Source organism: Marinobacter sp. CH_CUG1437-1 (assembly GCF_037029655.1).
Classification (GTDB): Bacteria; Pseudomonadota; Gammaproteobacteria; order Pseudomonadales; family Oleiphilaceae; genus Marinobacter; species Marinobacter salsuginis.
Window position 1 is genome coordinate 154,094 of the sequence record NZ_JAYMEW010000006.1, and the last position, 13,826, is coordinate 167,919.

At 56.8% G+C, this 13,826-nt stretch carries 11 protein-coding genes and 1 tRNA gene; 4 read left to right on the plus strand and 8 right to left on the minus strand.

Translation table 11 applies throughout. The annotated features are described in order from the left end of the window. Nucleotides 1-188: 188 nt before the first annotated feature. Nucleotides 189-265 (minus strand) — tRNA-Asp (locus WA411_RS15855). A gap of 138 nt (nucleotides 266-403) precedes the next feature. After that, complete coding sequence (locus WA411_RS15860; protein WP_069183863.1) at nucleotides 404-1,435, minus strand: AraC family transcriptional regulator; 1,032 nt, start codon at nucleotides 1,433-1,435, stop codon at nucleotides 404-406. A gap of 300 nt (nucleotides 1,436-1,735) precedes the next feature. Here WA411_RS15860 and WA411_RS15865 point away from each other — a divergent pair, with 300 nt between their 5' ends. Next, nucleotides 1,736-2,611, plus strand: a complete 876-nt coding sequence (locus tag WA411_RS15865; RefSeq protein ID WP_291908134.1) for a MaoC family dehydratase — start codon at nucleotides 1,736-1,738, stop codon at nucleotides 2,609-2,611. Here WA411_RS15865 and WA411_RS15870 read toward each other — a convergent pair. From WA411_RS15870 to WA411_RS15880, 3 genes are read right to left on the minus strand one after another with little or no spacing between them, the layout of a single operon-like run. After that, nucleotides 2,608-4,191, minus strand: a complete 1,584-nt coding sequence (locus WA411_RS15870) for an ATP-binding response regulator (RefSeq protein ID WP_222466422.1) — start codon at nucleotides 4,189-4,191, stop codon at nucleotides 2,608-2,610. The two genes, WA411_RS15865 and WA411_RS15870, sit on opposite strands and share 4 nt — an antisense overlap. Nucleotides 4,192-4,236: 45 nt before the next feature. After that, nucleotides 4,237-4,863: a response regulator FixJ gene (gene fixJ, locus WA411_RS15875; RefSeq protein WP_069183866.1), complete on the minus strand. Its 627-nt coding sequence runs from the start codon at nucleotides 4,861-4,863 to the stop codon at nucleotides 4,237-4,239. 39 nt (nucleotides 4,864-4,902) lie between these two features. After that, the gene (locus WA411_RS15880) at nucleotides 4,903-7,311 is read right to left on the minus strand and encodes an ATP-binding protein (protein WP_291908138.1); all 2,409 of its coding nucleotides are present in this window, start codon (nucleotides 7,309-7,311) and stop codon (nucleotides 4,903-4,905) included. A gap of 217 nt (nucleotides 7,312-7,528) precedes the next feature. Between WA411_RS15880 and WA411_RS15885 the strand changes: the two genes are divergently transcribed. Beyond that, complete coding sequence (locus WA411_RS15885; RefSeq protein ID WP_069183868.1) at nucleotides 7,529-7,906, plus strand: PilZ domain-containing protein; 378 nt, start codon at nucleotides 7,529-7,531, stop codon at nucleotides 7,904-7,906. A gap of 13 nt (nucleotides 7,907-7,919) precedes the next feature. Here the strand turns inward: WA411_RS15885 and WA411_RS15890 are convergent, their stop codons facing one another. From WA411_RS15890 to pncC, 3 genes are all read right to left on the minus strand, one after another. After that, entirely contained in the window at nucleotides 7,920-8,390 is a 471-nt protein-coding gene (locus WA411_RS15890; RefSeq protein WP_136631663.1) for a flavodoxin family protein, read from the minus strand. A gap of 487 nt (nucleotides 8,391-8,877) precedes the next feature. Further along, a complete protein-coding gene (gene recA / locus WA411_RS15895; protein WP_069183871.1) occupies nucleotides 8,878-9,924 on the minus strand; it encodes a recombinase RecA in 1,047 nt (348 codons plus the stop codon). A gap of 166 nt (nucleotides 9,925-10,090) precedes the next feature. Beyond that, complete coding sequence (gene pncC / locus WA411_RS15900; protein ID WP_069183872.1) at nucleotides 10,091-10,591, minus strand: nicotinamide-nucleotide amidase; 501 nt, start codon at nucleotides 10,589-10,591, stop codon at nucleotides 10,091-10,093. An 81-nt stretch (nucleotides 10,592-10,672) separates the two neighbouring features. Between pncC and mutS the strand changes: the two genes are divergently transcribed. After that, entirely contained in the window at nucleotides 10,673-13,303 is a 2,631-nt protein-coding gene (gene mutS, locus WA411_RS15905) for a DNA mismatch repair protein MutS (RefSeq protein ID WP_291908143.1), read from the plus strand. Nucleotides 13,304-13,453: 150 nt separating this feature from the next. Further along, on the plus strand, nucleotides 13,454-13,777 hold the full coding sequence (gene fdxA, locus WA411_RS15910) for a ferredoxin FdxA (protein ID WP_008170541.1): 324 nt from the start codon (nucleotides 13,454-13,456) through the stop codon (nucleotides 13,775-13,777). Nucleotides 13,778-13,826 lie beyond the last annotated feature (49 nt).

Genomic DNA, 13,826 nt, shown 5'->3' on the forward strand with positions numbered 1-13,826 from the left:
CATATTCCTCAAACTGGCTTTCAATCAATTCTTCTTCGTAATCCAGCATAGCGGTCGACCTGTTCTTGAACTTTCAAGGACAGGATAGATTGCCTGAATGACAGCAGGATGACACAGACGTGTTTTGGAAAACAGAGAGTGACTCGGGAAGCGTGAGAGCGCAGGGAAATGCAAAAGAAGGGTAAAAATGGCGGAGCGGACGGGACTCGAACCCGCGACCCCCGGCGTGACAGGCCGGTATTCTAACCAACTGAACTACCGCTCCGTGCGGTTTGTCACGACTGACCTCTTGGAGGCCCTGCAATCACTGGTGTGAATGCTCTGTGACAACGAGGGCGCATTATAAAGAGGCGCCCTGTTATGTCAACGCTTTTTCTGAAAAATATTCAGAAAAAGCGTTCCGTTACATTGCGTCGACCATGGCGTCCTTGCCCTGGGCGGTTTTGCGGTATTCAATCGGCGTCATGCCCGACCAACGTTTGAAGGCCCGATAGAAGGTGCTGGGCTCGGAAAAGCCGGTGAGGTAAACAATCTCATCAATGGATTCATCGGTCGTTGCCAGAAGCTGACGGGCCAGACGATAGCGGAAATCCGCGAGTACCTGATTGAAGCTGGTCTCAGCCTCTGTCAGGCGCGTGCGCAGGGTTCTCGGCTTGATGCCAAGACGTTCTGCCACGGCGTCCAGGGTGACTTCTCCACTATCCAGAAGCTCGGCCACGATCCTCTCCACCTGGCCAACGATATCCTTTTTCTCAAGCCGGGCCACCTGTTCGCTGGCAAACCGCTCGTGCAGATCCAGCAACTCCGGCTCAGCATGAGGTGAGGCATGGGACAGCAGTTTTGCAGGAAAGTACAGCCGGTTCTGCGGCGCACCAAAGGTGACGTCACATCCAAGCACCTCGCGCACATGGTCCTGACCCTCGGCCCGTTCATGCTCGAACTCAATGCGCGAAGGGTAAAAGTTGCCATCGGTGATCGAACGGAAAAAGGTAATCAACCCCAGCACGAAACATTCATTGAAATGTCGCAAGCGGCGAACGTCATCAGACGCCGCATCCAGCACCATGCAGGCATCATCACCCTCAATGAAGAAATCGGTGTTGGCGGCGTCACTCAGCAGACGCTGATAGTTCTGGGCTCGACGCAGGCCCTCGCCAAAGGTTGGGCTGCTCAGAAAAAGATACTCCAGCACCTGCCCCTTGTATGCTGGCAGCAGTTGCCCAAGGTGCAGGCCAACATCAGGATCGCCGGAAACGTCCTCAACAGCCTGCCAGAAGTACATCTGGGCGCTGTGGGGGGTTCGAAGCTGCTCGGTATAAACGTAATTCTCATCCACACCCAGGCGAGTGAAGATGGCATCGGTATCGATTCCTTTCTTTTTCATCGCCTCATAAATCAGGCGCAACATCACTCCCGCGTCACGAAGTTCCTGCATAAGATTCCGCTTTTTATTGGTTTACTACTGTGACCCTCCCGACAGACGCCGGGGCACGCCGGGTCAATGCCTGATCTGGCGAGGTTTGCCAGACTCCAGAGGTTTGTCAGACTCCAGAGGTTTGTCAGACTCAAGGGGCCTATGAACCGCTCCCTGTTAGACAATCGTCTTATATTAGAGCATATCAGGCCACAGACGCCGAGTTGTACCAAAATGTAAAAAAAAGCATACCCTTTGCGACAAAGCGTTCTGATCAGGCAATACCGGGATCCACGGTCCTGACTGTAAAGGAGAATACCAATGCCAGAGACCCTCGTTTATCACAACAAAGCGCCCGCCTTGTTACCGATGTATGGCCGAACACTGCTCCCACGGCAGAAGCAAACGGATGGGGAAATAAGTATCCCGGATCTCTCGGCAAGCCTCCTGGGTATCAGTACCGCCGGAAACAACCTGAAGCGCTACCAGCGGGTGTGCGGTTTCGAGGCTCGCAGTCACTTGCCGGTTACCTGGCCGCACGTGCTGGCTTTTCCCCTGCACCTGAAGTTGCTGACAGAGAAAAACTTTCCCCTCCCGCTGCTTGGCCTGGTACACCTGCGCAATACCATCACCCAGCACCGACCGATCGGCACCGGAGAAAACCTGGATCTCAAGGTGAGCCTCGGCAATACCGTAAAAAGTAACCGGGGAGTGGAGTTCGATCTGATTACCGAGGCACGCTCGGCGGGCAGACTGGTGTGGGAGGAAGTTAGTACGACGCTATTCCGGCAACCGGATAGTGATAGTAAACCTTCCGGGAAAAAGGCGCCGCCGCAACTCGAGCATTATCCGAACACAGAGAACCTGAAGGCCCCGGAGTCCATTGGCCGGCAATACGCCCGTGTATCCGGTGACACCAATCCGATCCATATGCACGCCCTGAGTGCCAGGGCATTCGGTTTTCCGAGGGCAATCGCCCATGGGATGTGGACCAAGGCCCACGCACTGGCACTACTGGAACGACAGGAAGGCTGGAAAGGTGGCGCTCTGAGCGTCAGTTGTCAGTTCAAGAAACCCCTGCTTCTGCCAGGCACGGCCCAACTGAACTGGCAAACGGGAGAAAAAGGCTGGGACTATCAAGTATTGAACGCCAAAGGCGATGCGCCCCATTTGACCGGGCGCATCGACTGGCTCTAGGCGTGGGAGGAATCAGTTTCCGGTGCGCAGGGAGAACCCTGGGCGCCGGCAACGGGCAGTGTAAAGTAGAAGCAGGCGCCGCCATCTTCTGGTCGCTCAAAACCGATGTCGCCACCCTGGGCCTGTATGAGGGAGCGGCACGTTGACAGGCCAATCCCCATCCCCTCGTCCTTGGTGGTAAAGAACGGCAGGAACAACTTCTCTTCCGCATCTTCCGAAAGACCAATACCATGGTCGCGCACCTGGATCCGCACACAGGTATCACCCTTCACACTCGCGCTCACCTCGACCGGCGCGCTGGAGTCAATACTGCTGGTGGCCTCCAGGGCATTGCGGATCAGGTTGAGCGCCACCTGCTGCACCTGGACCGGGTCGGCCAGGACATCTGGCATGTCCTCAGGCACCGAAAGCTCAATAGCGCCCTTGTTGTTGCGCATATCCACTTCGGCAAACTGCCGGGTATCTTCCAGCAACGCAGGCACGGACAGCACTTCCTTGCCCGTGGCCGGCTTTTTCATGAATCGACGGATGCGACGAATGATTTCACTGGCCCGGTGGGATTGTGCCTCGATCTTGTCCAGGGTCTCCTGAAGCAGACTCATGTCTGCATTGTCCTTTGCCATCATCCGTTTGGCGACGCGTGCATAGTTGGTAATGGCGGTCAGCGGCTGGTTTACCTCATGGGCCACGCCGGCAGCCATTTCACCCATGGTGGTCAAACGCGAGGTATGGGCCAGTTGATCACGCTGTTCCTGGACCAGTTGCCGGGCCTCTTCCAGCGCCTTTTCGTTGTCCAGCTCGGCGCTGATATCCCGGAACACCACAACGGCGCCATGGAGCTCGTCAGAGTCCAGCTTGGGGGTCGAACGGTATTCTGCCGGAAAGCCGGTTCCATCGGCCCGCAGCATCCGGATATCCCTCTGGCTCTCGGCGACGCCCTGCTGACAGGTGGCCTTTACCGGGAGACTGTCCGGGTTGTCGCCGGCTGTTGCAAAGTGGGTTTCAAAAAAATTACGGCCTATCAGCTCCTCCACCGGACAGCCGACAATGGACGCCGCCGCAGGATTGGCAAATTCGATAATACCGTTCTCATCAAGTCCATAGATGCCTTCGCTGATGGAATTGAGAATCCGGGCCTGATCACTCTGTAGCTCGCGATTGCGGGCCTGCAGTTCTCTCTCGAGGCGAATCACGCTGGCGTGGGTTTTCACCCGGGCGATCACTTCCTGGGACTGGAAGGGCTTGGAGATGTAGTCGGCGCCTCCCAGGGAGAAGCCTTTCACCTTCGCCTGAAGATCATCCAGCGCGGACAGGAAAACAACGGCGCAGTCCGCCGTCTGGGGATCCGCCTTGAGGCGCTCGCAGACTTCATAGCCGTCCATCTCCGGCATCATGATATCAAGGAGAATCACTTCGGGCTGATGGCGGTGGGCAAGGTCGAGGGCCTTTTCGCCTTCGTTGGCAATGAGCAGCCGGTAACCTTTGTCTTTCAGGGTCTCATAGAGGACTTTGAGGTTCTGCGGGTTATCGTCCACAAGCAGAACCGTCACCTCCGAGTTCTCGCTGACAGCTTCAGTCATAAATGTCGGACCGGTTAAAATAGTAACCGTATGATGCCGCCGGGATCACCCTGCGTCGATAAGGTCCTTTACGGACAGGACCATACGAACGAGATGTGCGAGGGAGTGGGTACCCATCTTGTGCATGACGCGAGAACGGTGAATCTCAACCGTGCGCTGGCTTATCTCCAGTTCAATGGCGATGACCTTGTTGGCCTGCCCGGCAATCATCCGGTCCATGATTTCGTGTTCGCGGGGGGTCAGGCTTTTAACACGACGGATGATCTCCTGCTTCTCATCCAGAGACTTGCGCTGCTCCAGATCCTGCTTGAGTGCCGCTTCGATTTTCTCCAGCAGCGCCTCCTCACGGTATGGCTTCTGGATAAAGTCAACAGCGCCCTCTTTCATGGCGTCCACGGCCATGGGCACGTCACCGTGCCCGGTTACAAAAATGATCGGCAGGATGGAGTGTTTTTCATTCAGTTTTTTCTGGAGTTCCATACCGTCCATGCCGGGCATGCGAATATCCAGCACGATGCAACCTGCCATCTTGTCGGAATAGTCCTTCAGGAAAGCGGTTGCACTCTCATAGGTCTTGACCGGCTTGCCGTCGGATTTCAGCAGCAGCTCCAGGGAATCGCGGACTGCTTCATCGTCCTCTACAACGTACACGGTTTGCTGGATATCAGTCATGGGTGTGTTCTCTCCTGTCCGTTTTCTTATCATCGCCGGTCAGTGAATTGACGGGTCTTTATGGTCGTCACGAGCATGTTCCTGGCGCTCGTGTTCCCGCATTTTCTCAAGTCGTTGCTGGATAATGCCAAAAACGCTCTGCTTCGGGTACCTGCCTTTTTCATCGGCCTTGCCGGCAGGCTTGCCGAGCAGCAGGGTTATCGCTTCCTCGACACGGGCAACCGCGTATACAGCAAACTGGCCTCCGCGCACTGCCTTTACCACCTCGCTGTCCAGCATCAGATTCTGCACATTGGTGGTTGGTACAATGACACCCTGGGTGCCAGACAGCCCGCCCTTAAGCTGGCAGGTTGTGAAAAAGCCTTCAACTTTCTCATTTACGCCACCGATTGGCTGTACCTCGCCAAACTGGTTGACCGACCCGGTGATTGCCAGATCCTGTCGCACCGGAATACCGGAGAGGGAGGAGATCAGCGCGCACAGCTCCGCCAACGATGCACTGTCACCATCCACTTCACCGTAATTCTGCTCAAAGGTCAGACTTGCCGAAAGGTGCATCGGGTCGTTGACCGCAAAATGGGAGGCAAGCCAGGAACTCAGGATCATCACGCCCTTGGAATGAAGATTGCCACCGAGCTTTACATCACGCTCTATATCCATCACCGCGCCATCTCCATAATAGCAGGTAGCCGTGACACGGTTGGAAAGGCCGAATTCAAATCCGCCCGTGGACAGCACCGACAGCGCATTGACCTGGCCAACACACTTGCCACTGGTAGTTACGAGCGTCGTGCCATCACGGATGGAATCGTAGAACTGATCCCGGATACGGCTGCTGCGATATTTCGCACTTTCCAGCGCGCGCTCAACATGAAGATCCTGGATCAGCTTCGCACCGGCCTGCCTGGCCCAGAAATCCGATTCCCGCAGCAGGTTGGCAATATCCGCGGCGTGCAGGGAGAGTCGATCCTGATGTTCTGCCATCCGGGCACTATGCTCGATTACCCGCGCAACGGCCTTGTTAGAACAATGCAGAAGCTTTTTCTCACTCACCAGACTGGCGATGAACTTGGCATAGAGCAACTGGCTGTCATCGGTGCGGTACATCTCGTTCTCGAAATCCGCCGTGACCCTGAACAGTTCGGCAAACTCGGAATCGTATTCCTGCAGCAACATCCAGGTTTCACGATCACCAAACAGAACGATCTTCACGTCCAGGGGGACCGATTCCGGTTCAATAGAGATGGTTCCGGATAAAGTCAGTTCCCGCTCCAGGGAATTTATCTGTATGGACTTCGAACGCAGGGCGCGCTTGAGGCCGTCCCACACGAAGGACTGTTCCAGAACCTTGATGGCATCCATCAGCAAATAGCCGCCGTTGGCCCGGTGCAGGCTGCCGGGGCGAATCAGGGAGAAATCCGTGAACACCGTGCCCTTGTAGGTAACATTTTCGACGTAGCCGAACAGGTTGTGGTAGGTGGGGTTATCTTCCACCACCACGGGCACCTCGTTCGTCTTCTGGTGCACCAGTACGTTAACCAGATAACGGCGCGGCATTTTCTTGTCGAGTGAGGCGTAAGCAATGGCAGCCTGTTCTTCATTGTCGTCGAGGAATATCTCCAGGTTCTCCACCAGGTCGGCGCGAACCGCCTCAAAGTAGGCGACCACATCCGGCAGATCCTTGTACTTTTCGATCAACTCATCAATCTGGTGGCCCGAGATACTTTCCAGAGTTTCCTGGTTCAGCGCCTGTTGCTTATCGGCGTACTCCTGCTCCCAGTCCGCCAGTTTGCGCAGGGCCTGGCGAAGCTTTTTCTCAAGCTTGTTAATGGCATCTTCAAACTTGTCCCGTTGCTCCTCGGTAAGAGCCTGGAACGATTCTGCGGTATGGGGTTCGTCACCGTTCATGGCCACCAGCCGGTAACCACCTGGCGTGGTGACCGTCAGGCTGACCTTTTTGCGTCGCGCCTGGGCCGCCACTTTCTCCAGCTCGTCTTCCTGCTTTTTGCCGTATTCGTTCTTTAGCTGCTCCGAGCGTTCCAGAAAACTGTCACTGTCAAACGTCTGGGGAATCACCTTCACCAGGCGACTCATCAGCTTTTCCATGTCCTGCTTGAGCTGGGTGCCTTTTCCTGCAGGTAACTGCAACAGCTTCGGAATACGCGGCTCCTCGAAGTTGGCCACATAGCACCAGTCATGGCTCTGCTGATCCGTATCCACATGGTGCTCAAGGTAACGCAACATCATGGTGCGCTTACCCAGGCCATTTCGGCCAACGGCATAGACGTTGTAGCCGCCATGAGGCATCGCCAGGGCAAAACGCACAGCTTCCTGGGCGCGGTTCTGGCCGACGATTTCAGCCAGAGGCTCAAGTTGCTTGGTGGTTTTGAACGGCAGATCTTTCAGAACACAGGCTTTGTAAAGCTGGTGCAGAGACAGTGACTTCAAGGTTTGGTCCTGTAACGGTTAACACATTGGCCGGTCATTGTAGATTCTGCGGTCGGCTCTGTCGCGTTCGGCACGAAGATTTCTGGAGTTGCGCACAGCGCGCAGGAATTTGTTAGGCAGTTCACAAATCCGTAGCCGTTCATTTTTCAACCAGCCGTTCCGGAACTACACTTCATCTCCCAACCATAAATACAATGCACGCAACGGACGCCAGCGTATGACCAGTGATTCCGCCGAACGCAGAATCAAGGATCGTTACCCCGCCTCCTGCCTGAAGGTTCAGCTCCGGGAGCGTGGCTTCTTTGGTCGGGGCAAGCAACCAACGCCGGTTACCTGCCTGGACCTGAACCGCTACGGTATGGCCGTTCTCTGCCCCAGGCCGGTGGAACCCGGGGCCCGCCTGTTCATGGATTTCGACGGCAAATACATCAGCGAATCGCGGGTTTGCGCCCGGGTGGTGGAGTGTCAACCTTACCAGGCGGGTTATCGCGTCAGCGTCCAGTTCAGCTATTGCCTGGACAAAAAAGGCTATTCGCGCACCGTCGACAATGCTCTCTCCCGCATCGAAGGCTTCTACAACCGGTTTGCCAGCTGATCCGGTTCCGGGCTCACACCAGCCCCGCGTCAAGGCTGGCAGCGACGTACATCCCTAACTCGCGACACTGATCTTCAAACCCATCGCGGTACTCACCCCTGCAGATCAGAGGCTCCTGTATCAGCTTCCAGCGCAGACCCGTCGTAATGCTTTCGATTGCCCGATTGGTGCCCGTTCCGTCATGGCCGGCCCGAATGTAATAGGCAAAGGGCAACCCCTGGGTTTTCTCGAGGCAGGGATAGTAGCTGCGGTCGAAGAAGTCCTTCAGGGCCCCACTCATATACCCCAGATTCTCAGTGGTGCCCAGAATGATAGCGTCGCAGGCCAGAATGTCTTCAGGCCCCGCATCCAGAGGTGCCATTACCTTGACTTCGACGCTTTCGATGTCTTCATGGCGTGCGCCCTGCTCAGCCGCCTCCCTGAGCTTGAGAGTATTCGGGGAAGGCGCATGAGCGATGATCAATAATCTCTTTTTTGCTTCCATACCGACTCTGATCTGTATCTGAAGAGCAAAGAAACCCAATACTCACCGAGTATGAATTCATTGTGATACCAGCTCAAACCAGAGGAACGGACAGCAAGCACAGATGATCATTATTTGAGCAGCACAGAGACGAAATTAAGAGATCTGTTACGAGAACATTTAAACCATCTGAACGGATACCCTGCAAAGACTCCTGCTTACTATGGACTGAACAGTCAAAGGAGGAAAAATCAATGCATTTTCCCAACAGCAAAAAACTGCAGACTCTCTATCGTCAAATGAAATACAGAAGGTGGATCAGAATCCAGCTGCAACAGGCTGGAGGGGCAGATTACCTCAGGCGCCTGGAAGTCGACATCGGTGCTGAACCGGGTCACTTCAGGAGAGAGCTGGAAAGAAGACTGATACCTGAAAGGAAAGCCGAAGGTAACGGTGGTGCGGCAGGTCTGGATCTACACCTGCCGCCCCTGACATCGCTGAGGAAGGTTTAGAGAAGCTCGCCGTTCGCTTCTGCGGGCGCCTCTTCAGCGTCTTTCTTCGAGACCGGCTTGGGCATCAGCTTGTCACGAACCTTGGCTTCAATCTCGTTAGCAATGTCCATGTTTTCCTCCAGGAACTTGCAGGCATTCGCCTTGCCCTGGCCGATCTTGTCGCCGTTGTAGGCGTACCAGGCGCCGGATTTATCCACAAAGCCTTCCTTGACCCCCATATCCAGGACTTCCGCCATGTGGTAAATGCCCTTGCCGTACATGATCTGGAACTCGGCCTGTTTGAACGGCGGGGACACCTTGTTCTTGACCACTTTCACGCGGGTCTCGTTACCCACCACCTCGTCGCCGTCTTTAACGGAACCGATACGGCGGATATCCAGGCGCACAGAGGAATAGAATTTCAGGGCGTTACCACCGGTGGTGGTTTCCGGGCTGCCGAACATGACGCCGATTTTCATACGGATCTGGTTGATGAAGATCATCAGGCAGTTGGCATGCTTGACGTTACCCGTCAGTTTCCGCAGCGCCTGGGACATCAGTCGCGCCTGCAGGCCAACGTGGCTGTCGCCCATTTCACCCTCAATTTCCGCTTTCGGTGTCAGGGCCGCCACGGAGTCAACGATGATCACGTCAACCGCATTGGAACGCACCAGCATGTCGGCGATTTCCAAGGCCTGTTCACCGGTATCCGGCTGGGACACCAGAAGATCGTCCACATTCACGCCCAGCTTCTCGGCGTAGACCGGGTCGAGGGCGTGTTCGGCGTCGACAAACGCACAGGTTTTACCCGCCTTCTGTGCCTCGGCAATCACCTGCAGGGTGAGCGTGGTTTTACCGGAACTCTCCGGACCGTAGATCTCACAGATTCGACCATAAGGAAGGCCACCAATACCCAGGGCAACGTCCAGGCCCAGAGAACCGGTGGAGACCGCAGGAATGGCTTCGCGGGGCTGGTCACCCATTTTCATCACGGCGCCCTTGCCGAACTGGCGCTCGATCTGCCCAAGTGCTGCGCTCAATGCTTTCTTGCGGTTGTCTTCCATCAGTGCAAACCCTCTGTCGCCTGGGCCGCCGGGTCCCATAGTTAAGGCCGGCGGCGAAATAGTGGATCGGGAATCTCTACAGCTTGACCAGTCAATTCCCTGTATATTTGAACAGTATTAAAACATAACCCGGAGAGGAGACCAACCCCTCCGGATGTGAAAGCCGTCAGAGTTCGCCCACAAAATCGCTAACCCCTTGAAGAGCAAACAGAACGGCCTGGCGGCGGACCTGATCACGGTCGCCCTCGAAGTGCTTTACCAGCGCCACGGTGGTGGCCGGACTGCTGCCCCAGGCGAACCAGACGGTACCGACAGGCTTATCCTCGCTGCCACCGCCAGGCCCGGCAACGCCACTGATGGCCACGGCAACGTCGGCATCTGTTGCCACCAGGGCGCCGGCCACCATTTCCCGCACTACCGGCTCGCTGACCGCACCATGCTCATCCAGCGACTTCCGGGTCACGCCCAGGAGCCCCTGCTTGGCCTCATTGCTGTAGGTTACCAGACCGCCGAGCACATAGGCCGAAGACCCCGCCCGGTCGGTCAGCACTTTGGCAACCCAGCCGCCGGTACAACTTTCTGCCGTAGCCACTGTACGGCCGGTGCGCAGCAACCGCTCACCGAGGCGATTGCCTGCGTCTTCCAATTCCTGATCGCTGGCCAGCATAATGACCTCCTTCATTTCATCGCGGCGGTTATTTTCTTACAATTCACGCCTTCATCCAAAGCAAGGCTACCGGACCCGTTCATGTCAGCAGCTCAGACCGATCTTTCCAAGCACACCCCGATGATGCAGCAATACCTGAAGATCAAGGGCCAACACCCCAATGAACTGGTGTTCTACCGCATGGGGGATTTCTACGAGCTGTTTTACGAAGACGCCAAGAAAGCGGCCGAGCTAATGGACATCACCCTCACGGCCCGGGGCCAGTCCGGGGGCAACCCGATCCCCATGGCCGGCATCCCCTATCACTCTTCTGAGGGTTACATTGCCCGCCTGGTTCGGGCAGGTCAATCCATCGCCATCTGCGAGCAGATCGGTGACCCTGCCACCAGCAAGGGACCGGTTGAGCGCCAGGTGGTTCGGATCGTCACACCGGGGACCCTGAGTGACGACGCCTATCTTGAGGATCGCCGTGACAACCTTCTGGTCGCCATATATAACCACCGGGAACAGTTCGGTTTTGCCTCGCTCGACATCTCCAGCGGCCGCTTTGCGGTATCAGAGCTGGAGAACCTGGAAGCCCTGCAGGGCGAACTCCAGCGCCTGCGTCCGGCGGAAATTCTGATCAGCGAGGATTTTCCCTACGAGGAAATACTGGAGGGCTTCACCGGTATCCGCCGTCAGGGCCCCTGGCTGTTCGAATCCGACACGGCCCGCCGGGTGATTACCCAGCAACTGCAGGTGAGAGATCTGACCGGTTTTGGCTGTGAAGAACTCAATCTGGCCGTCTGTGCCGCCGGTTGTCTTCTGCAGTATGCCAGGGAGACCCAGCGAACCGCCCTGCCCCATATCCGCAAGCTGACCCGCGAACGCAGGGATGAAGCGGTGATTCTGGATGCCGCCAGCCGTCGCAACCTGGAAATCGACACTAACCTGATGGGCGGCCATCAATACACCCTGGCCTGGGTGATGGACCGCACAGCCACGGCCATGGGTGGCCGGGAGCTTCGCCGCTGGCTGAACCGCCCGTTGCGGGACGCGGAGACTGTCCGTCAGCGCCAACAGGCGGTTTCGGCACTGCTGGACGGGTTTCATTACGAACCGGTACACGACCTGCTGAAGGCGGTGGGCGACATTGAGCGGGTATTGGCGCGAGTTGCCCTGCGCTCAGCGCGACCTCGGGACCTCGCACGACTCCGTGATGCCTTCCAGGCCCTGCCGGACCTGCAGGAAACACTGAAACCGGTGAATTCCCACCATGTCGTCAAGCTGGCGACCACCATTGGTGAATACCCGGAACTGGCGGACCTTCTGGAACGCTCCATCATCGACAACCCTCCGGTAGTGATTCGCGATGGTGGGGTCATCCGGGAAGGCTTTGACGAAGAGCTGGACGAGTTGCGCAACATCAGCGAGAACGCCGGCCAGTACCTGCTGGATGTGGAAACACGTGAACGGGACCGCACCGGCATCAGCACCCTCAAGGTCGGCTACAACCGGGTGCACGGTTACTACATAGAAATCAGCCGCGCCCAGTCCGACCAGGCGCCGGTGGACTACATTCGCCGCCAGACCCTGAAAAACGCCGAGCGCTTTATCACCCCAGAACTCAAGGAATTCGAGGATAAGGCCCTCAGTGCCAAGAGCCGGGCTCTGGCCCGGGAAAAAGGCCTGTATGACGAAGTGCTGGAAACCGTGGCCGGACAGTTGGCGCCCCTGCAAGATGCCGCCCAGGCACTGGCCGAGCTGGACGTGCTCAGCAACTTTGCAGAGCGGGCCACTTCTCTACGCTTTTCCGCGCCGGAATTCAGCGAATCTCCCGGGTTCGACATTGAGGAAGGCCGCCATCCGGTGGTTGAACAGTTGCTGGATGAGCCTTTCGTACCCAATGATCTGTTGATGGATACCCAACGCCGCATGCTGGTGATCACCGGCCCGAACATGGGCGGTAAATCCACTTACATGCGCCAGGCAGCGCTGATTGCCCTGCTGGCCTACACCGGCAGCTTTGTGCCCGCCAACCGGGCAGTCATCGGCCCCGTCGACCGCATTTTCACCCGCATGGGCTCCTCGGACGACATCGCCGGCGGCCGATCCACCTTCATGGTGGAAATGACCGAAACCGCCAACATCCTGCACAACGCCACCGAACACAGCCTGGTATTGATGGATGAGGTCGGTCGCGGCACCAGCACCTTTGATGGCCTGTCACTGGCCTGGGCCACCGCCGAGCACCTGGCCCGTGAGATCCGCTGCTACACCCTGTTTGCCACCCACTATTTTGAGCTCACCCAACTGGCCGATGAGCTGCAGCATGCCGTTAACGTGCATCTGACCGCCACCGAGCACGACGACAGCATTGTGTTCCTGCACAATGTCCACGATGGCCCGGCGAGCCAGAGCTACGGGCTTCAGGTGGCCAAGCTGGCAGGCGTACCCCAGGATGTGATCCGCAACGCCAAGACCCAGCTTTCCCATCTGGAAGGCAGTGCCTCACCGGCCGCGCCGGCGGCTTCGGCTGGTGAGCAGAAGGAAGACACGGTCCGGACCAAACCTGCGCCCCAGGTTAATGAATCCGTCTACCAGGGTGACATGTTCGCGAGCCTGGAACCCAGCGCGGTGGAAGAGGCCCTTAAAGAGATGGACCTGGATGGACTCTCCCCACGGGATGCCATGAATCAGCTTTATGAACTGAAAGCGCTGATGAAGAAATAGCGGAAAATTGATCTGTGTAATAAGGTTATAGCAGTCGAACGCTTGCGGCTGTGCGGGTCGCTCCCTACAATATCGCGCACTAAAATATAACGGCGGCGCCCGAAGGCGCTCCTGATGAGACTGACCGACCACTGGACCAGGGATCTGACTATGGCGTTTATCGTTACTGATAACTGCATCAAGTGCAAATACACAGACTGCGTGGAAGTCTGCCCGGTAGACTGCTTCTACGAGGGACCGAACTTCCTGGTAATCGACCCGGACGAATGTATCGACTGCGCCCTGTGCGAGCCCGAGTGCCCGGCCGAAGCCATCTTTTCTGAAGACGAACTGCCGGCCGATCAGGTCCAGTTTGTGGAGCTGAACGCCGACCTGGCCGCGAAATGGCCAAACATCACCGAAAAGAAAGATCCGCTGCCGGACGCCGAAGAGTGGGATGGCAAGCCGAACAAGCTGCAGTATCTGGAAAAGTAAGCCTCCAGAGCTGGGGATCAAAAAAGGGAAGCCGCGGCTTCCCTTTTTC

What these genes read in the sequence shown, in the direction of transcription:
- WA411_RS15870 (WP_222466422.1), bottom strand. Translation starts at nt 4,191, where the DNA reads ATGACTGAAGCTGTCAGCGAGAACTCGGAGGTGACGGTTCTGCTTGTG.
- fixJ (WP_069183866.1), bottom strand. Translation starts at nt 4,863, where the DNA reads ATGACTGATATCCAGCAAACCGTGTACGTTGTAGAGGACGATGAAGCA.
- pncC (WP_069183872.1), bottom strand. Translation starts at nt 10,591, where the DNA reads ATGCTGGCCAGCGATCAGGAATTGGAAGACGCAGGCAATCGCCTCGGT.
- fdxA (WP_008170541.1), top strand. Translation starts at nt 13,454, where the DNA reads ATGGCGTTTATCGTTACTGATAACTGCATCAAGTGCAAATACACAGAC.
- recA (WP_069183871.1), bottom strand. Translation starts at nt 9,924, where the DNA reads ATGGAAGACAACCGCAAGAAAGCATTGAGCGCAGCACTTGGGCAGATC.
- mutS (WP_291908143.1), top strand. Translation starts at nt 10,673, where the DNA reads ATGTCAGCAGCTCAGACCGATCTTTCCAAGCACACCCCGATGATGCAG.
- WA411_RS15865 (WP_291908134.1), top strand. Translation starts at nt 1,736, where the DNA reads ATGCCAGAGACCCTCGTTTATCACAACAAAGCGCCCGCCTTGTTACCG.
- WA411_RS15885 (WP_069183868.1), top strand. Translation starts at nt 7,529, where the DNA reads ATGACCAGTGATTCCGCCGAACGCAGAATCAAGGATCGTTACCCCGCC.
- WA411_RS15890 (WP_136631663.1), bottom strand. Translation starts at nt 8,390, where the DNA reads ATGGAAGCAAAAAAGAGATTATTGATCATCGCTCATGCGCCTTCCCCG.
- WA411_RS15860 (WP_069183863.1), bottom strand. Translation starts at nt 1,435, where the DNA reads ATGCAGGAACTTCGTGACGCGGGAGTGATGTTGCGCCTGATTTATGAG.